General features: G+C 65.2%; 17 protein-coding genes. 15 read left to right on the plus strand and 2 right to left on the minus strand.

The window, feature by feature from the left end:
* The first annotated feature begins 15 nt into the window (after positions 1 to 15).
* From KMZ68_RS11000 to KMZ68_RS11015, 4 genes are all read left to right on the plus strand, one after another.
* A complete protein-coding gene (locus KMZ68_RS11000; RefSeq protein WP_215615790.1) occupies positions 16 to 1611 on the plus strand; it encodes a cytochrome b N-terminal domain-containing protein in 1596 nt (531 codons plus the stop codon).
* Positions 1611 to 2111, plus strand: coding sequence for a hypothetical protein (locus tag KMZ68_RS11005; RefSeq protein ID WP_249779588.1), 501 nt, complete (start codon positions 1611 to 1613; stop codon positions 2109 to 2111). The genes KMZ68_RS11000 and KMZ68_RS11005 overlap by 1 nt, the downstream gene beginning before the upstream one ends.
* A gap of 10 nt (positions 2112 to 2121) precedes the next feature.
* Entirely contained in the window at positions 2122 to 2526 is a 405-nt protein-coding gene (locus tag KMZ68_RS11010) for a bacteriohemerythrin (RefSeq protein WP_215615792.1), read from the plus strand.
* 69 nt (positions 2527 to 2595) lie between these two features.
* The gene (locus KMZ68_RS11015) at positions 2596 to 2979 is read left to right on the plus strand and encodes a c-type cytochrome (RefSeq protein ID WP_215615793.1); all 384 of its coding nucleotides are present in this window, start codon (positions 2596 to 2598) and stop codon (positions 2977 to 2979) included.
* Positions 2980 to 3013: 34 nt separating this feature from the next.
* On the opposite strand, the gene KMZ68_RS11020 is transcribed toward KMZ68_RS11015, so the two are convergent.
* Complete coding sequence (locus KMZ68_RS11020; RefSeq protein WP_215615794.1) at positions 3014 to 4006, minus strand: FAD:protein FMN transferase; 993 nt, start codon at positions 4004 to 4006, stop codon at positions 3014 to 3016.
* Entirely contained in the window at positions 3996 to 6098 is a 2103-nt protein-coding gene (locus KMZ68_RS11025; protein WP_215615795.1) for a NosR/NirI family protein, read from the minus strand. The genes KMZ68_RS11020 and KMZ68_RS11025 overlap by 11 nt, the downstream gene beginning before the upstream one ends.
* A gap of 185 nt (positions 6099 to 6283) precedes the next feature.
* Between KMZ68_RS11025 and KMZ68_RS11030 the strand changes: the two genes are divergently transcribed.
* The 11 genes from KMZ68_RS11030 (at position 6284) to KMZ68_RS11080 (ending at position 17271) form a co-directional block, all read left to right on the plus strand.
* Complete coding sequence (locus tag KMZ68_RS11030; protein WP_305853276.1) at positions 6284 to 8068, plus strand: nitrite reductase; 1785 nt, start codon at positions 6284 to 6286, stop codon at positions 8066 to 8068.
* Positions 8069 to 8163: 95 nt separating this feature from the next.
* The gene (cobA, locus tag KMZ68_RS11035) at positions 8164 to 8943 is read left to right on the plus strand and encodes a uroporphyrinogen-III C-methyltransferase (RefSeq protein ID WP_215615796.1); all 780 of its coding nucleotides are present in this window, start codon (positions 8164 to 8166) and stop codon (positions 8941 to 8943) included.
* Positions 8944 to 8950: 7 nt separating this feature from the next.
* Positions 8951 to 9244, plus strand: a complete 294-nt coding sequence (locus tag KMZ68_RS11040; RefSeq protein WP_249779589.1) for a c-type cytochrome — start codon at positions 8951 to 8953, stop codon at positions 9242 to 9244.
* Positions 9241 to 10419 carry a cytochrome D1 domain-containing protein gene (locus KMZ68_RS11045; RefSeq protein WP_215615798.1) on the plus strand — a complete coding sequence of 393 codons (1179 nt, stop codon included), beginning with the start codon at positions 9241 to 9243 and terminating at the stop codon, positions 10417 to 10419. Before KMZ68_RS11040 ends, KMZ68_RS11045 begins: the two co-directional genes overlap by 4 nt.
* The gene (gene ahbB, locus KMZ68_RS11050; protein ID WP_215615799.1) at positions 10416 to 11402 is read left to right on the plus strand and encodes a siroheme decarboxylase subunit beta; all 987 of its coding nucleotides are present in this window, start codon (positions 10416 to 10418) and stop codon (positions 11400 to 11402) included. The genes KMZ68_RS11045 and ahbB (KMZ68_RS11050) overlap by 4 nt, the downstream gene beginning before the upstream one ends.
* Complete coding sequence (locus KMZ68_RS11055; protein ID WP_215615800.1) at positions 11402 to 11854, plus strand: Lrp/AsnC family transcriptional regulator; 453 nt, start codon at positions 11402 to 11404, stop codon at positions 11852 to 11854. Before ahbB (KMZ68_RS11050) ends, KMZ68_RS11055 begins: the two co-directional genes overlap by 1 nt.
* 2 nt (positions 11855 to 11856) lie before the next feature.
* Positions 11857 to 12333: a siroheme decarboxylase subunit beta gene (gene ahbB, locus KMZ68_RS11060; protein ID WP_215615801.1), complete on the plus strand. Its 477-nt coding sequence runs from the start codon at positions 11857 to 11859 to the stop codon at positions 12331 to 12333.
* 21 nt (positions 12334 to 12354) lie between these two features.
* On the plus strand, positions 12355 to 13563 hold the full coding sequence (nirJ, locus tag KMZ68_RS11065) for a heme d1 biosynthesis radical SAM protein NirJ (RefSeq protein WP_215615802.1): 1209 nt from the start codon (positions 12355 to 12357) through the stop codon (positions 13561 to 13563).
* Positions 13541 to 15106, plus strand: coding sequence for a cytochrome D1 domain-containing protein (locus KMZ68_RS11070; protein ID WP_215615803.1), 1566 nt, complete (start codon positions 13541 to 13543; stop codon positions 15104 to 15106). The genes nirJ and KMZ68_RS11070 overlap by 23 nt, the downstream gene beginning before the upstream one ends.
* The gene (locus KMZ68_RS11075; RefSeq protein WP_215615804.1) at positions 15103 to 15885 is read left to right on the plus strand and encodes a CbiX/SirB N-terminal domain-containing protein; all 783 of its coding nucleotides are present in this window, start codon (positions 15103 to 15105) and stop codon (positions 15883 to 15885) included. Before KMZ68_RS11070 ends, KMZ68_RS11075 begins: the two co-directional genes overlap by 4 nt.
* 126 nt (positions 15886 to 16011) lie before the next feature.
* Complete coding sequence (locus KMZ68_RS11080; protein WP_215615805.1) at positions 16012 to 17271, plus strand: MFS transporter; 1260 nt, start codon at positions 16012 to 16014, stop codon at positions 17269 to 17271.
* The last annotated feature ends 23 nt before the right edge of the window (positions 17272 to 17294 follow it).

Consider the following 17294-nt stretch of genomic DNA (forward strand, 5'->3'; position numbering starts at 1 on the left):
GAAACGGAGAGCAATGTGATCGGCGCCATCCGCAGGGTGCTTCGGGCAGGATTTTCGCTGATCGAGCGGCCGTTCGAGCGGCTGTTCACGCCGCAGCTCAATCCGCTCGCGCAGCTCGGCGCGCTCGGCTTCTTCTTTTTCTGGATAGTGGCGGTGAGCGGGATCTACCTGTTCATCTTCTTCGACACCGGCATCGAGCGGGCCTATCAATCGGTCGAACACCTGACCCAGGACTACTGGTTTCATGCCGGCGTGATGCGCAGCTTTCATCGCTATGCGTCGGACCTGATGGTCGTGATGGTGGTGGTGCATCTGTTGCGGGAATTCTCGCTCGATCATTATCGCGGCGTCCGGTGGTTCTCCTGGATCACCGGCCTGCCGATCATCTGGCTGCTCTACGCCTCGGGCATTACCGGCTACTGGCTGGTCTGGGACAAGCTTGCCCAGTATGTCGCGGTCGTCTCGTCGGAGCTTCTGGACTGGCTGCCGATTTTCGGGGAACCGATTGCGCGAAATTTCATTTCCACCGGCACGCTCACCAGCCGCTTCTTCTCGCTGATGGTGTTCATGCATGTGGCGGTGCCGCTGTTCCTGCTCTTCATCATGTGGATTCATATCATCCGGATCTCCCGGCCGAAGATGAACCCGCCGCGTACGCTCGCGCTGTTGTCGCTGGCGGCATTGCTCGCGGTGTCGATCTGGAAGCCCGCGCTGTCGCAGGGCCCCGCCGATCTGGCGAAGGTGCCGGCCGAAGTCGGCCTCGACTGGCTTTATCTGCCGCTCTATCCCCTGACCGACATCTGGGGCAACGGTGCGGTCTGGGCTTTCCTGGGTGCCTTCTCGCTGATGATCGGGTTGATGCCCTGGCTGCCGCCGCTGCGGCGGGCGAAGGCTGCGCAGATTGATCTGGCGCACTGCAATGGCTGCGCGCGCTGCGCCGAGGATTGCCCCTACGAGGCCATCCGGATGGTCCCTCGCACCGATGGCTTGCCGTTCCCAACCGAGGCGGCGGTCAATCCATCGCTCTGCGTATCCTGCGGCATCTGCGTCGGCGCGTGCCCTTCCTCGACGCCGTTCCGCCGCTCCGAGGACCTCAAGACCGGAATCGATCTGCCTGACTACTCGCTGAAGGAATTGCGCGAGCGGGTTATCGCCGCCGCCGCTACGCTGACGAAGCCGGGCCGCGTGCTGGTGCTCGCCTGCGAGCACGGTGCGGCCGGCGGACGGCTCGATGGAACGGTGGTGATGCCCTGCGTCGCAATGATGCCGCCGTCGCTGATCGACTTCGTCCTCAGCCGCGACCTCGCCGACGGCGTGGTGGTGGCGGGCTGCGCGGAAAGCGCCTGCTACAACCGCCTCGGTATCCAATGGACGGAGCAGCGCTTCGCCGGGCAGCGCGATCCATATTTGCGCGCGCGGGTTCCGCGCGACCGGATTGCCACGATCTGGGCCTCCGCGCTCGAGGTGACCAAGGCCGAATCCGCCATTGCATCATTCGCTGCCACCATTGCCGGCCTGCCGCCGCTGCGCCTGCGTTCGCCGCTGCCGGTGAGCCCCATGTCCCCGGCCGCCAAGCCTCCCGAGCCCGCCGAGCTGAAGGGGGATTCGTGATGAAGCTGCTGCGGCTCGCAGGCCAGTTCGTGGTCATTGCCGCGCTGTTCGCCGGCGTGGCGTGGCTGTCCGACCGGCCAGTCTACCGGAAAATCCCCGAGGGGTCCGGGATGATGATGCTGACCTTCGTGCATGGCGCGGACCGCAAGGGCGAATGCCGCAGGCTTTCTCCTGAGGAGATCGCCAAACTGGCGCCGAACATGCGCCGGGTGCAGGATTGTCCGCGCGTCCGCCGGTCCCTCTATGTCGAGCTCGATATCGATGGCCGCAAGATCTATGCTGCGGACCTGAAGCCTACCGGGATTGCCGGCGACGGCCCATCGCGGGTCTACCAGCGCTTCGTGATGCCGGCCGGGAAATACGATGTTGCGGTGCGCATGCGGGACACCGCGCGCGCCGACGGCTTCGATCACGAGCGCCGTGGTACCGTGGACTTCGCGCCGAGCCAGATGTTCGTCATCGACTACCGGCCGGAGAGCGGGGAGTTCATCTTTCGCTGAGGGGTACATCATGGGCCTGCTGCATTGGGAGGATCGTTACAGCGTCGGGAACGCCGCGGTCGATCACGAGCACCGGGAGCTTGTCGAACTCGTCAATCGACTCTACGACGAGGCCACGTCGCAGGGATCGAAAGACGCCGTGCTCAATTTCTTCGGCGACCTGTTCAAGGCGATCTCGGCGCATTTTGCGCTCGAGGAGCGCTTCATGCGCGAGCGCGGTTACGACCAGCTGACCCAGCACAAGAACGATCATGAGCGCCTGCTGGACGAGATTCGCGACATCATGGAGGATTTCGAGGCCAGCGACCGCTTCGACGAAGGTTTGCTCGCGCAGCGGCTCGATGCGTGGTTTTCCCGGCACTTCGAGACCCATGACGCAAGGCTGCACAACGCGCTCGGCACGCATCCCGGGTGAAATCGGATCTTTACGAATTCCGGTCAAGTCAGGCCGGTACACGGCATCCAGCAGAAGGAGACGGCGATTATGAAGAGAATGATTACGGTGGTTGCGATCTCGATGGTATCGGCGAGCGGGGCGTTCGCACAGGACGTGGCGGCCGGCGCAACCTCGTACAAGAAGTGCGCCGCCTGCCACGACGTGGGACCGACGGCGAAGAACAAGGTCGGACCGGTGCTGAACGGCCTCGATGGCCGCAAATCCGGAACCGCGGCCGCCTACAACTATTCCGATGCCAACAAGGGTTCCGGCATCACCTGGAACGAGGAAGTGTTCCTCGAATACATCAGGGATCCCAAGGGCAAGATCCCGGGCACCAAGATGGTGTTCGCCGGCATCAAGAACGAGGGCGAGGCGAAGAGTCTCTGGGCCTTCCTCAAGCAGTACGACGCGGAAGGCAAGACCAAGTAGCCAAGGCGCTTTCGCGATAGCGTTGCGGTGGATTTCAGCCGATGGTCCCATCGACCGGCGGCGAAATCCATCGCCGCTCGCGTCCGTCGTGGCCGGTCGCCCATATCGCCGTTCCCGCAAAGCGCGGCAGCAGGGCTTCGATCTCAGCTGATGAAGCGGCGTAAAGCGCCGTCGACAGCGCATCGGCGACGGCGGCAGAGCGATGATGCACCGTGATTGTCTTCCAGTGTGTGGCGCTGCGGCCGTTGCGCGGGTCGAACAGATGATGCGCAGCGCCGGACGCGCCGAGCACACAGCCTGAGCCTTCCGAGGTCGCCAGCGCGCCGCCGCTCAGTGTGAGCGGCGCCGCATCGGCGCGGGCGACCAGCCATGGCGCACCGTCCTGGCGCGGCCCGAGCGCGCGCTGCTCGCCGAGATCGACGAAGATATGCCGCAAGCCGCGTGAATACAGCAGGTCCGCGACCCGGTCGGTGACATAGCCCTGGCCGAGGCCGTTGAGCGTGAGGCGCTGATCGGCTCCGGTACGGATGCTGTCAGTCTCGACCGCAATCCGGCGCCAGTCGACCGCTGTCCGCGCCTTGGCGATCAGCTCATCGGGCGGCAGCCCGGCGCCGGGCGATGCGGCAAACCAGTCCACATGCGCTTCCCAGAGCGCCTGGACACTGGGATCGAACAGCCCGCCGCTGCGGCCGGCGATATCGAGCGCCAGCGCCAGTGCGCGGCGCATGTCGCCACCAGGCGCATGCAGCTGCTTGTCACGATTCAAGCGCCGCAGTTCCGAGTTGTCGCGGAACAGGCTCAGCGCGTCTTCGAGACGATCGATTTCCGCGGCCGCGGCGGCAATCGCGCTGCGGGCGGCCGCGGGTTCGACCCCGTTGAACAGGATGGTGGCGTCCGCGCCCATCGCAACGCCGTGCCAGACGTAGTCGGCCTCATCGGGGCGGGCAGGGCTGCCGGCCACGGCGCTAGCGGCGGCGGCAGCGAAAATCGTGATGACGCGTCGTCGCGTCGGAGCGTCAGATCGCATCACCGGCTCCCTTCGGTCGGGCGCCGGCGCTGGTCGGAACAGGCGTGGCTGCAAACGGCTGGCGCCGCGTCGCGCGCTTCTTCAGATGCAGGCAGACGTCGTGGTCGAAATAGTTGGCCTGGCATTTCAGGCAGTAGATGCATTCGTTGGGATTGATCTGGCCGAGCGGATGAATCGCCTGAACGGTGCAGCGCCGTGCGCAGACATGGCATTCGGAGCCGCATTCGCGGTAGCGCTTGAGCCATTCGAACATCCGCATGCGCGCCGGGATCGCCAGCGCCGCGCCGAGCGGACAGAGGTAGCGGCAGTAGAACCGCTCGATGAACAGCCCGGCGACCAACAGGCTCCCCGCATAGAGCACGAACGGCCACTCGCGCAGGAATTTCATGGTGATTGCGGTCTTGAACGGCTCGACCTCGGCGAACTGGAACGCGGTGATGATCGAGCGTAGCGAGATCGCGAGGATGCCGACGAAGGCGACATATTTGATCATCCAGAGCCGCTCGTGCAGCCCGAACGGAATTTCGATTTGCTTGATGCCGAGCCGCCGCGCCAGCTGGTTGGTCAATTCCTGCAGGGTCCCGAACGGGCACAGCCAGCCGCAGAATACGCCACGTCCCCAGAACAGCATGCTGATCGCCACAAAACTCCAGAGCAGGAACACCATGGGGTCGAGCAGGAACAGCTCCCAGCGGAAGCCCGACAGCAGGGCATGAATGAAGGTCAGGACATGGACCACCGACAATTGCGCGTTGGCGATCAGGCCGAGAAACACGAAGGTCAGCAGCAGATAACCGGTGCGCAGGCGGTAATAGAAGCGGCCATGAGCGGTTACCGAGTCCTGGAAGATCAGGATGCCGCCGAGCACGGCAAGCATGGCGCCGAGCGCCGCGATTTCGTAGCTGCGGGCCCACCAGATATCCTGCCATAGCGGCGCCTGGCTTGGCGCGGACGCATCGGATTGTGCCGCCTTGCCGGACAGTGCCGCCGCCGGCGCAACCCGAGGCGCGATCAGATACCGGTCGGGTATGCGGTACTCCAGCGACACCACTGCAGGGCCGGCTGCGGACGCCGCAGGCCCGAGATCGAGATCGAGCCGGAACGGCTTGGTCGAATCGAAGCCGCTCGAGCGCGCGATCCGAAACACCGCGATCTCGCGCAGTTCGGGTGCGCCGGCCGCCCGCAGCGCTTCGATGGCGGTATGGTCGGCGGGTTTCAGCCGGATGGTTCGGCCGCCCTGAATGATTTCGATGCGGTTGAACGAATCGGACCGGCGCCATTCGGTGCCCTTGAAGGAATAGAGCCCGGTCGCGCCGATCAGGACGAGATCGTCCTCGGGGCCGATCCTGGCCAGTTCGCTTTCGTAGATCCGCTGCCCCAGCAGGCTTTCGCCGATCGGCGGCGGTGTGGCGAGCGCCAGCCAGAGATCGATGAAAGCCTTTTCCGGTTCATTGTCCCTGGTGCCGAGCATTTTCGCTGCTTCGCCGCGCGACACCAGCAGCCGCTGCACCGCGCCCTCGGCGAGCAGGGATGGCCAGGACGACCGGCGCAGGGTTTCGCGGTCGAGCCGTGCAACATTTTCCGCAGCGCCGCTTCGGCTGCGCCAGATCGCCCGCGCCGACCGCACGATGGCATCGCGAATGACGGTGCTGGTGATGGTCGCGCCCGCTACGGCGTGCGGGCCGCTCGCGAGATCCCTGGTTTGCTTGAGCCCGGCGCCGGTGCGGATATCGAAGCCCTTGAAGGCCGCCACATAGGCGGCCAGCGCCTCGCGCGGGATGCCGATCACGAGAATCGGCTCTTCATGCGCCACGATCCGGGCGCCGGCGATGATGCCCTCGGGCGTGACCGCGGCGACGATATCGAGCGGCCGGCCGGCATAACCGACCGAACCGGAAACCTCATAGGTCGAGAACGCATGGCCGAGAATACGGCCGTTGGAGCCGCGGACGATGGCGGCCGGAGGAGTTCCCTGCGGCTGCTCGATCGTCGCGGAACTTTCCGATGGAAAAAATTGTCTGGCGATTCCGAGATCGGCGGCTTGCGCGCCGCCACTCGCCGCCAGCACCAGCGCCGCGAAAATGCGCAACATCCAGCGCACTTTAGAGAGCCTGCTTGCGATGACGTTGCTGTGCATGGTTTCGGATGAGGCAGTCTTTGGATGAGTGCGCATTGAGCTATGTCAAACTGCGGCCAACCGCGTCCTTAACCGCGGTCAAGGCGACGCACCCGCAGCATAGGCATAAACAAGGCACCAGATTCATGCGGAGGAATGCGATGCGACGTCACGCTTATGTGCTTGCAATGCTCACGGGCGGCATCGCCGCCGCGGCTATGTTCTATCTCGGCGCGACAACGCCCGGATATGCGCAACAGCAGCCGGCCAAGCCGGCGCCTGCCGATATCGAGAAACACAAAACCACGCCCGGCGGCCAGTACCAGCCGAGCCTGGATACGCTGAGCGGCAAGGGCACCGAACAGCCCGGCACCAAGCCCGGCGATCCCGTGCTGAGCAAGGCGGAGTTCGACAAGGCGAATCAGATTTATTTCGAACGCTGCGCGGGCTGTCACGGCGTGCTGCGCAAGGGCGCGACCGGAAAGCCGCTGACGCCTGATCTCACCAAGAAGCTCGGCTTCGACTATCTGCGCGACTTCATCACCTACGGCTCGCCCGGCGGCATGCCGAACTGGGGCACCTCCGGCGACCTGCAGCCGGCCGACATCGAGCTGATGGCGCGCTATCTGCTCAACGACGCGGCGCAGCCGCCGGAATTCGGTCTCAAGGAGATCAAGGAGAGCTGGAAGGTCCTGATCCCGGTCGCGCAGCGGCCGACCAAGAAGATGAACAAGCTCGATATCGACAACCTGTTCGCGGTGACGCTGCGCGACGCGGGCGAAGTCGCCCTGATCGACGGCACGACCAAGAAGATCGAGCTGATCCTGAAGACGGGCTATGCGGTGCATATCTCGCGGATGTCGGCCTCGGGCCGCTACCTGTTCACGGTGGGCCGCGACTCCAAGATCAATCTGGTCGATCTCTGGATGGATCCGCCGCAGACTGTGGCCGAACTCAAGGTCGGCTCCGAAGCGCGCTCGATCGAGACCTCCAAGTTCAAGGGGTATGAGGACAAGTACGCGATCGCCGGTGCCTACTGGCCGCCGCAATACGTGATCATGGACGGCGTGACGCTCGAGCCGTTCAAGGTCGTCTCCACCCGGGGCATGACCTACGACACCCAGGAGTTCCACCCGGAACCGCGCGTCGCCTCGATCGTGGCCTCGCACTACAACCCGGAATTCGTCGTCAACATCAAGGAGACCGGACAGATCCTGCTCGTCAACTTCAAGGACATCAAGAACCTGAAGGTGACGGCGATCGAGGCCGAGCGCTTCCTGCATGACGGCGGCTTCGACAAGACCGGGCGCTACTTCCTGGTGGCGGCGAACGCCCGCCACAAGATCGCGATCGTCGACACCAAGGAAGACAAGCTGGTCAGCGTGATCGAATCCGGCGGCCAGACCCCGCATCCCGGACGCGGCGCCAACCTGCTGCATCCGAAATACGGTCCGGTCTGGGCGACCAGCCATCTCGGCAACGAAACGATCTCCTTCATCGGCACCGATCCGGAGAAGAACAAGCAGCATGCCTGGAAGGTCGTGCAGAAGGTCGACGGCCAGGGCGGCGGGTCGCTGTTCATCAAGACCCACCCGAAGTCGGAAAACCTCTACGTCGATACGCCGCTGAACACCGACGCCGAAATCTCCTCATCGGTTGCGGTATTCAAGATCAAGGATCTCGCCAAGGAGAAGCCCGAATACAAGGTGCTTCCGATCGGCCAGTGGTCCGGGATTTCCGAAGGCGCGCGCCGCGTCGTGCAGGGCGAGTACAACAAGGATGGCACCGAAGTCTGGTTCTCGGTCTGGAACAACAAGGCCCAGGAATCGGCGATCGTCGTGGTCGATGACAAGACCCTGACCCTGAAGACCGTCATCCGCGACAAGCGGCTGGTGACGCCGACCGGCAAGTTCAACGTCCATAATACGCGTAACGACGTCTATTGAGGACCGGACGACAATGAGCCGGCGCGGCAACGAGTCTGCCGCGCCGCCTCGATGCAAGGAGCCGAATTGCAAAGGCCAACCGGGCGGAGCGCGCTATGAGCGTTGGAAAAGTCTACCTGGTCGGGGCAGGCCCGGGCGATCCGGAACTGCTGACCCTGAAGGCGGCGCGAGTCATCAAGGAGGCGGAGGTCGTCGTCTACGATCGGCTGGTGCCGGACAGCATTCTCGCCACCATCGGCGACGGCGCGGCCCGGATCAATGTCGGCAAGCAGGCCAGTTTCCATCCGGTGCCACAGGAAGAAATCAACGAAATGCTGGTGCGGCTCGGCCGGGCCGGCCGGACCGTGGTGCGGCTGAAGGGCGGCGACCCCTTCATTTTCGGCCGCGGCTCCGAGGAAGCAGCCGAACTCGAACGCGCCGGTATTCCCTATGAGGTTATCCCCGGCATCACCGCGGCCCAAGGCTGCGCCGCATCGCTGCGCGTTCCGCTGACCCATCGCGGACTTGCGACCGGCGTCCACTACGTCACCGGGCATCGCAAGGCGAACGAGCCGTTGGATCTGGACTGGGCGAGGCTGGCGGATCCCGAAACCACGCTCGTCGTTTACATGGGGCTGGCCAACATCGAGGAAATCGCCGGGAACCTGATCGCCAACGGTTTGCCGCCGGACACTCCGGTCCTTGCGGTGTGTCAAGGTACGACCCCCCGGGAGCAGCGAATATGCACATGGCTCGCAGCACTTCCCGCCGCGGCCCAGGAGGCTGGCTTTGCGGGCCCCGTCCTGTTCATCATCGGTCGGGTCGCAGCGATCGCCATGCAGCGCAATGAGCACGATGATGCAACGGACTCCGGCGCGATCTCGGTTGTGGCCTAACGCGGCGTTGGCGCTGATCGCGACGATGGCGCCGGCCTCGGCCGCAGAGACGGCGCCCGATCCGGTCAAGCTCGCGAACCTGGTGCGGCAGGACTGCGGTTCATGCCACGGGCTGACCTTGAAGGGCGGCCTAGGCAAGCCACTGACCGCCGAGCAGCTCGGGCCCTGGGACCGCGACCAGCTCGTCCACATCATTCTCGATGGCATTCCGGGCACGCCGATGCCGCCATGGCGTCCGCTGCTGTCCGAACTCGACGCCCGCTGGATCGCCGACCGGCTCAAGCAGGGAAATCTGCCATGATGTTCGCTGCGCGCATATTTGCTGCGCTGTTGTTGTTGGCGATCCCGGCCACCGGGCTTGCCGAAGGATTGCGCGGCACCGGCAACCTCGGCCTCGTGATCGAGCGTGCCACGGGCTCGGTGCTGATCGTCGATACCAGCGCCCGCGAGACGCTCGGTCGGGTCGAGGGCGTCGGCGATCTCTCGCATGCCTCGGTCGTGTTCTCGCCGGATCAGCGTTACGGCTATGTGTTCGGACGCGACGGCGGGCTGACCAGAATCGACCTGCTGACGGCCAAGATCGCCGGGCGCGTGGTGCAGGCCGGCAATTCGATCGGCGGCGCCATTTCCGACGACGGCGAGTTGATTGCGGTCTCGAACTACGAGCCGGGCGGGGTGCGGGTGTTCGACGCCAAAACGCTGGCGCAGGTCGCCGATATTCCCGCCACCGGCGCCGACGGCAAGGCCTCGAAGACCGTCGGCCTCGTCGATCTGCCGGGGCGTCGTTTCGCCTTTGCGCTCTACAACGCCGGCGAAATCTGGATCGCCGACCTTTCAAGGGTCGAGACCCCGGCGATCACCCGTCTGACCGGGGTCGGCAAGCTACCCTATGACGGTAACGTCACGCCGGACGGCCGGCATTATCTGGCCGGGCTGTTCGGCGAGGACGGCGTGGTGCATGTCGACATGTGGCAATCGCCGCCGAAGGCCGAGCGCATCCTCGACCGCTACGGCCATGGCGAGGAGCCGTTGCCGGTCTACAAGATGCCGCATCTCGAAGGCTGGGCGGCGATCGGCGACCGGCTGCTGCTGCCCGCGGTCGGCCGCCATGAACTGATCGCGGTGGACACGCGCAGCTTCGCCGAGGCCGGCCGCGTCGCCACCCATGGCCAGCCGGTGTTCGCGGTGGCGCGTCCCGACGGCCGCCATGTCTGGGTCAATTTCGCCCATCCGCTCAACGACACCATCGACATCGTCGATACCCTGACGCTTACGGTGATCCACCGCTTCGCGCCGGGACCTGCGGTGCTGCACATGGAATTCACCCCGCGCGGCAACGAGGTCTGGGTCTCGCTGCGCGACGCCGACCGCGTCGACATCTACGACGCCGCGACCTTCGCCAGGAAGGGACAGATCTCCGCGCAGAAACCATCCGGCATTTTCTTCACCGCACGTGCAACGAGGATTGGACAATGAGCCCGAACCCCGCCGAACTGACACTGGTCGATCGCTGGCAGCATAATTTCCCGCTGGTCGACAAACCCTTCGAGGTCGTCGGCCGCTCCGCGGCGCTCAATGGACGCGAAACCATCCGCGTGTTTCGCCGCCTGCGCGAGACCGGGGTGATCTCGCGCATCGGCGCGGTGGTGCGGCCGAACACCGTCGGCGCCAGCACGCTGGCGGCGCTGCAGGTTCCGCCCGAGCGGCTGGAGGAGGTGGCGGCGATCGTCAGCCGCGAGCCGCTGGTGACCCATAATTACGAGCGCACCCACACGCTCAATCTGTGGTTCGTGATCGCCGGCGCCGATGCCAGGGCAATCGCCGCGACCATCGAGAGCATCGAGCAGCAGACCGGGCTTCAGGCAATCGACCTGCCGATGCTCAGCGCCTACCATCTCGGTCTCGGCTTTCCGCTTCGCGCCGCGCGTCCCGCAAAGCGCGAGCCGGCCGGCCCGCGCGGCGACTATCGTCCCGATCCGCGCGACCGCAGCATCCTGGCGGCGATCGAGGACGGCCTGCCGCTGGTCGAGCAGCCTTACCGGGCGGTGGCCGAACAGCTCGACCTCGACCAGGACGAAATCATCGACCGGCTCGACCATCTCACCAGCGCCGGCATCGTGACCCGTTTCGGCTGCGTCGTGCGCCACGACAAGTTCGGCTTCAACTCCAACGCCATGGCGGTATGGGATGTGCCGGACGACATGGTCGATTCGGTCGCGGAAAGGTTCACCCGCAATCCGAACGTCACGCTGTGCTACCGCCGGCCGCGCCATCTGCCGCTGTGGCCCTACAACATCTTCTGCATGATCCACGCGCGGGCGCGCCAGGACGCTTACGCCGTCATCGACGAAATCAATCTGCTGGCCGATACCGGCTTGAACAGGCAGGCGGTGCTGTTCTCGACGCGCTGTTTCAAGCAGCGCGGCGCGGTGTTCTCGGAAGCCAGGGGGTTGAACTGATGCCGGTCCTCGATCCCACATCAAGAGCGATCATCAACGGCCTGCAGGGCGGATTTCCGCTGACGCCGCGGCCGTTTCGCGATGCCGGCGCCGAGCTCGGGTTGAGCGAGGGCGAACTCATCGACGGCGTCCGCGACCTCGTCGGGGCGGGACAGTTGAGCCGCTTCGGCCCGCTGTGGAACGCGGAAATGCTCGGCGGCGATGTTTGTCTTGCCGCCATCGCAGTGCCGCCGGAGCGGTTCGACGAGGTGGCGGAACAGGTCAACGCCCATCCCGAAATCGCGCACAACTACGAACGCAGCCATGCGCTCAACATGTGGTTCGTCATCTCGGCGGAAGACCCGCGCCGCATCGCTGAGGTGATCGCGGAAATCGAAACCGAAACCGGGCTTGGCGTGCACGCCATGCCGAAGATGCACGAGTTCTTCGTCGGTTTCCGGGTGGAGGTATGAAGATGCTCGACGCCGTCGATCGCAGGATCGTTGCCGCCACCCAGGCCGGGCTTCCACTGGTGCGCGAGCCCTATCGGGCGATCGCCGAAAAGCTCGGCCTCGACGAGGCCGACATCATCGTCCGCCTGAAGCGGCTGCTCGACGAGGGCGCCATCCGCCGGATTGGCGCGATCCCCAACCATTACGCGCTCGGCTTCATCGCCAACGGCATGTCGGTGTGGGACGTCGCCGACGATGCGGTTGCCGGGATCGGCGCCAAAATCGGCGCGCTCGACGAGGTCACGCATTGCTACGAGCGGCCGCGCCATCTGCCGCTGTGGCCCTACAATCTCTTCGCCATGGTGCACGGCCATACCCGCGACGAGGTCAGGGCCAAGGTCGAGCGCATTGCGCGATTGATCGGCCCCGCCGCCCGCGCGCATGACGTCCTGTTTTCAACCCGGATCCTGAAGAAGACCGGCTTGCGCATCGCTGCGTAGACCTTCGAGGGAGCGCACACCATGTTTCGCCTCAGCCATTATCTGCACCAGTTGCGCGAGCCGACGCCGCTTGGGCCGGCGCGCCAGCCGCCGGGACCGGTGGTGATCTGGAACCTGATCCGGCGCTGCAACCTGACCTGCAAGCATTGCTACTCGATTTCGGGCGATGTCGATTTCCCCGGCGAACTGTCGACGCCGGAAGTCTTCTCCGTGATGGACGACCTCAAGGCGTTTCGCGTGCCGGTGCTGATCCTGTCCGGCGGCGAACCCCTGATGCGGCGCGACATCTTCGAGATCTCCGAGCGCGCCAAGGCGATGAAGTTCTATGTCGGGCTTTCCAGCAACGGCACGCTGGTCGATGCCGCGCTCGCCGACCGCATCCGCGATGTCGGCTACGACTATGTCGGGATTTCGCTCGACGGCATCGGCGACACCCATGACCGCTTCCGCGGCAAGGCCGGCGCCTATGACGAGGCGTTGGGCGGGCTGCGGCTGTTACGCGACCGCGGCATCAAGGTAGGCGTGCGCTTCACCATGACGGAAGACAACGCCGCCGAACTGCCTGACATGCTCGATCTGGTGGAGCGCGAGGGCTTTCACAAATTCTATCTGTCGCATCTGGTCTATGCCGGACGCGGCAACAAGAATCGCGGCGACGACGCGGTGTGGCAGACCACGCGCGACACCATGGACATGGTGATCGAGCGCGCCTGGCGCTGGGCGCAAAGGGGCAGCGACATGGAAATCGTCACCGGCAATAACGACGCCGATGCGGTCTATCTCCTGCATTGGGCCGAGCGCACCATGCCGCACGCCGTGGCAGGCCTGCACGCGCGGCTCAGGCAGTGGGGCGGCAACTCCTCCGGCGTCAACGTCGCCAATATCGACAATCTTGGCAATGTGCATCCGGATACGATGTGGTGGCACTACACTCTCGGCAACGTCAGGGCGCGGCCGTTCTCGGAGATCTGGACCGACCTGTCCGATCCGATCATGGCCGGATTGAAGCGGAAGCCGCGCGTGATTGGCGGACGTTGCGGCCAGTGCGCCTTTTTCGACGTCTGCAACGGCAACACCAGGGTGCGCGCGATGCGTATCACCGGCGATCCCTGGGCCGAAGACCCCGGCTGCTATCTCAGCGATGCCGAGATCGGTCTCGCTGCGCCGGTCGAGCGCGTCACGGTCAGCGCCTACCGCGGAGCACGCCATGAAGCGCCGCTTTCGCTCTGAGCTCGCCGCCGCGCTGCTGGTCATCATCGGCCTGACCGTTCCGGCCTTGGCAGACCCGGACGCGGCAAAACTGTTCGCCGAGCACTGCGCGTCGTGTCATGGCGCGGACCGGCTCGGCGGGCAGGGGCCGGCGCTGCTGCCGGAAAATCTCGGGCGCCTGATGGGCCCGCGGGCGGCTGCTGTGATCGCCGATGGCCGGACGGCGACGCAGATGCCGGGCTTCAGCGCGACACTCGACAAGGACGAGATCGCGGCGCTGGCGGCCTTCATTGCGACGCCGCTGCCGAAGATGCCTGCGTGGGGAGCTGTAGAGATTGCCGCGAGCCGCGTCATCCACGCCACCGCGCCGGCGCTCGACCGCCCGCGCTTTGCGGCCGATCCGTTGAACCTGTTCGTCGTGGTCGAAACCGGCGACCACCACGCCACCATCCTCGACGGCGATCGATTCGAGCCGCTGGCGCGGTTTCCGACCCGCTTTGCGCTGCATGGCGGCCCGAAGTTCACCCCCGATGGCCGCTATGTCTTCTTCATGTCGCGCGATGGCTGGGTCAGCAAATACGATCTGTGGTCGCTGACCATGCTGTCCGAGGTGCGCGCCGGCATCAATTCGCGCAACATCGCGATTTCGCGCGACGGCAAGCATATCGCGGTCGCGAATTATCTGCCGCATACGCTCGTGATGCTGTCCACCGCGGACCTGTCGGTCGAGAAGATTTTCGAGGCCAGGGACAAAAAGGGAAATTCGTCGCGGGTGTCGGCGGTGTACCAGGCGCCGCCGCGCGACAGCTTCATCGCGGCGCTGAAGGACGTGCCGGAAATCTGGGAGATCGCCACCGATCCGAACGCGCCGCCGGTCTATCCGGGGCTGGTGCATTCGCACGAGAAGGGCATGGTCGAGGCCTTGCAGTCGTCGCAGGGGCTGTTCGCGCTGCGCCGGATTGAAATCCCCGAACCGCTCGACGACTTCTTCTTCGATCCGCCCTACCGCAATCTGGTCGGCTCGGCCCGGGAGGGCAAGGCGATCGTCGTCAATCTCACCGTCGGCCGCGACATCAAGCAGCTTACCTTGCCCGGCCTGCCGCACCTCGGCTCCGGAATTTCCTGGATCTGGAACGGGCGGCCTGTAATGGCGACCCCGCATCTGAAGGAAGGCAAGATCAGCGTGCTGGACATGCAGGACTGGTCCCTGATCAAGGCGATCGATACGCCGGGGCCGGGTTTCTTCATGCGCAGCCATGAAAATTCGCCTTATGCCTGGACCGATGCCATGATGGGGCCGAAGAAGGATACGATGTCGATCATCGACAAGCGCAGCCTCGAGATCGTCCGCACCGTGACACCCGCGCCGAACAAGACCGCCGCTCATGTCGAGTTCGACAAATACGGGCGTTACGCGCTGGTGTCGATCTGGGAGAACGACGGCGCCCTGGTGATCTACGATGCCGCCACGTTTGCCGAGATCAAGCGCATCCCGATGTCGCGGCCGTCAGGCAAATATAATGTATGGAACAAGATCAATTTCTCCGACGGAACCAGTCATTGAGCGCCGATGATGAAGCCACCCGCGTTGCATTGCTGATCGCGGCCCATGGCGAACGAAGCGAGGGGGCGACCAACGACGGCGCCAGGGCTATCGCGCAGGCCGTTTCCGCCCAAGGGCTCGTCGCGGAAGTCGGCGTCGGCTTCATCAACGGCACCCCTGATATCGGCGAGGCGTTCGCCGCGCTGACCGCGCCGAGGGTCATCGTCTATCCGCTGTTCGCCTCAAGCGGCTACTTTACCCGCGACCGCCTGGTGCAACTGCTCGACGAGGCCAACAGCGAGAGCCGCAATGTCGAGGTGCTGCCGCCGCTCGGCCTCGATCCCGGCCTGCCGGATCTGGTGCTGGATCGCGCCAGCCAGGTCGCGCGCGAGAACGGCTTTGCGCCGGAAGCCACCAGCGTCGTCCTGCTCGCCCATGGCTCGAGGCGTAATTCGGCCTCGCGCGAAGCCACCGAACAGGTGGCGCGCGCGATCGAAGGCCGCGCAGCGTTCCGCAGCGTCGGTATCGCCTTGCTGGAGGAGCGGCCGTTCCTGGATCAGGCGATGGCGCTGGTTCAGGGACCGGCCGTTGTGGTCGGCATGTTTTCCGGCGAGGGTATGCACGGCGCCAGCGACGCGCCGAGGCTGATCGCGGAACTGAACCGGAAGGACGTGGTCTATGCCGGCGTGATCGGCAACGTTTCGGGAATCGAAAATCTGGTGGCCCGGGCTGTTGCCGAGGCGCTGCGCCGAACGGCCACCGCGGCGGCGGAATGGTGCCATGCCGCCGGGCGTGATTGACACGAGCAAGATCAACGCTACGCTGAGTCCAACCTCCAGGCAGCAATTTTCACCGCAGGGAAATCGGTTGGCTGGGCTAACAAGAAACAGGGCAGGGTGGAACGCGATGAACCGCGGCGTCGGGATTTGAGCGGGCCCGCGCGGCCTTCCGCGCTCGCACCCTTCCGTATCAGGAACTACCGATTTCAGTGGCCCGCCGATCTGCTCACCTCGTGGGCGTTCGAGATGGAGACGCTGATCCTCGGCTGGTACGTGCTGGTCGAGACCGGATCGGTGCTGCTCTTGACGGTGTTTGCCTCGCTCAATTTCGTCGGCACGCTGATTGCCCCGATGTTCGGCGTGGTCGGCGATCGCATCGGCCACCGCGACCTGCTCGCCATGATGCGCGCGACCTATGCGGTGCTGGCGGCCACGCTGATGGCGCTGGCGCTATCGGGCCATCTCAGTCCGCTCTATGTCCTCATCATCGTCGCGGTCATGGGCCTGGTCCGGCCGTCGGACCTCGGCGTGCGCGGCGCTCTGGTCGCCACCATCATGCCGCACGACCAGTTGATCGGCGCGATCAGCATTTCCAGGACCACGATGGACACCGCGAAGTTCGCGGGCGCGCTGAGCGGCGCCGGATTGTTCGCGGCCCTCGGCATGGGGCCGGCCTATGTCGCGATCGTGACCCTTTATATCGCCTCGACCCTGCTGACCCTCTGCGTGGTGGCGCCTTCGAAGCCGCATCCGGCCGGTGAAGCGGCTGATGGCGCGCCGCCGCGCTCGCCGATGCGCGACCTCAAGGAGGGCGTCGCCTATGTCTGGACCACGCCGCGGATGCGCGCGGTGATCTGGGTCGCGTTCCTCGCCAATCTCACCGCCTATCCGCTGTCGAACGGACTGCTGCCCTATGTGGCGCGCGATATCTACGGCACCGACCAGACCGGGCTCGGTTATATGGCGGCCAGCTTCGCGCTCGGCTCGCTGGTCGGTTCCATTGCATTGAGCCTGATCGGCGGCATCCGGGTGGCGCGGCTGATGATCGGCGCCACCATGGCATGGTACGCGACCCTGCTGGTGTTCGCGCAGATGCAGACCATCCATGCCGCGATCGCCTGCCTGGCGCTGGCCGGCTTCATGCAGAGCCTTGCCATGATCTCGGTCGCCGTGATCCTGATGCGCACCGCGAGCGAGCACTTCCGCGGCCGGGTGATGGGCGTGCGCATGCTGGCGATCTACAGCCTGCCGCTGGGCCTGTTGGCCGCCGGCAGCCTGATCGGCGATATCGGATTTGCCGCCACCGCCTCGCTCTACGCCGCCGCCGGCATCGCGCTGATGCTGGCCATCGTGCTGCACTGGCGCGCCGATCTGTGGCACCTGCACGCGCCGGCGAATGCGAAGTGAGCGCCGAACCGGAGTCCTGATGA

The organism is Bradyrhizobium sediminis (assembly GCF_018736105.1).
Classification (GTDB): domain Bacteria; phylum Pseudomonadota; class Alphaproteobacteria; order Rhizobiales; family Xanthobacteraceae; genus Bradyrhizobium.

Excerpts from the sequence above, each read along its gene's own strand:
- KMZ68_RS11005 (WP_249779588.1), top strand. The coding sequence starts at position 1,611 with ATGAAGCTGCTGCGGCTCGCAGGCCAGTTCGTGGTCATTGCCGCGCTG.
- KMZ68_RS11010 (WP_215615792.1), top strand. The coding sequence starts at position 2,122 with ATGGGCCTGCTGCATTGGGAGGATCGTTACAGCGTCGGGAACGCCGCG.
- ahbB (WP_215615799.1), top strand. The coding sequence starts at position 10,416 with ATGAGCCCGAACCCCGCCGAACTGACACTGGTCGATCGCTGGCAGCAT.
- KMZ68_RS11055 (WP_215615800.1), top strand. The coding sequence starts at position 11,402 with ATGCCGGTCCTCGATCCCACATCAAGAGCGATCATCAACGGCCTGCAG.
- ahbB (WP_215615801.1), top strand. The coding sequence starts at position 11,857 with ATGCTCGACGCCGTCGATCGCAGGATCGTTGCCGCCACCCAGGCCGGG.
- KMZ68_RS11045 (WP_215615798.1), top strand. The coding sequence starts at position 9,241 with ATGATGTTCGCTGCGCGCATATTTGCTGCGCTGTTGTTGTTGGCGATC.
- KMZ68_RS11025 (WP_215615795.1), bottom strand. The coding sequence starts at position 6,098 with ATGTTGCGCATTTTCGCGGCGCTGGTGCTGGCGGCGAGTGGCGGCGCG.
- KMZ68_RS11030 (WP_305853276.1), top strand. The coding sequence starts at position 6,284 with ATGCGACGTCACGCTTATGTGCTTGCAATGCTCACGGGCGGCATCGCC.
- nirJ (WP_215615802.1), top strand. The coding sequence starts at position 12,355 with ATGTTTCGCCTCAGCCATTATCTGCACCAGTTGCGCGAGCCGACGCCG.
- KMZ68_RS11015 (WP_215615793.1), top strand. The coding sequence starts at position 2,596 with ATGAAGAGAATGATTACGGTGGTTGCGATCTCGATGGTATCGGCGAGC.
- cobA (WP_215615796.1), top strand. The coding sequence starts at position 8,164 with ATGAGCGTTGGAAAAGTCTACCTGGTCGGGGCAGGCCCGGGCGATCCG.
- KMZ68_RS11020 (WP_215615794.1), bottom strand. The coding sequence starts at position 4,006 with ATGCGATCTGACGCTCCGACGCGACGACGCGTCATCACGATTTTCGCT.
- KMZ68_RS11070 (WP_215615803.1), top strand. The coding sequence starts at position 13,541 with ATGAAGCGCCGCTTTCGCTCTGAGCTCGCCGCCGCGCTGCTGGTCATC.